Origin of the sequence: Pelomicrobium sp. G1, assembly GCF_051905455.1 — a bacterium.
Taxonomy (GTDB): Bacteria; Pseudomonadota; Gammaproteobacteria; order Burkholderiales; family UBA6910; genus Pelomicrobium.
Map to the genome: position 1 here is coordinate 1 of NZ_JBQACR010000399.1, position 261 is coordinate 261.

1 protein-coding gene is annotated in these 261 nt (G+C 64.4%); it reads right to left on the reverse strand.

The window, feature by feature from the left end:
- Positions 1–116, reverse strand: a 116-nt coding sequence (locus tag ACTFO6_RS18990) for a diguanylate cyclase domain-containing protein (protein WP_439935900.1), incomplete at its 3' end; no start/stop codon positions are given.
- Positions 117–261 lie beyond the last annotated feature (145 nt).

The window sequence follows — 261 nt, forward strand, 5'->3', positions numbered from 1 at the left end:
GGCTTAAACCGGTCTAGGTCGAGGAACATGACGGCGAACGGCCGGCCAGTTCGCGCTGCACGGTGCCAAGCCTGCTCCAACCGGTTCTCGAGCACCAAGCGGTTTGGCAGGCCCATCAAGCGATCAAAAACGCCACGTTGCGCAACTGCTCGTTCGCTGCTTGCAGCGAATCGGCGAGGCCGACGGCGCCGACACAACGCATTGTTTTGGCCCGGCAAGATCCCCCGCCCGGTGCGCTTCTCGCCGGAGGGAGGGTTACCC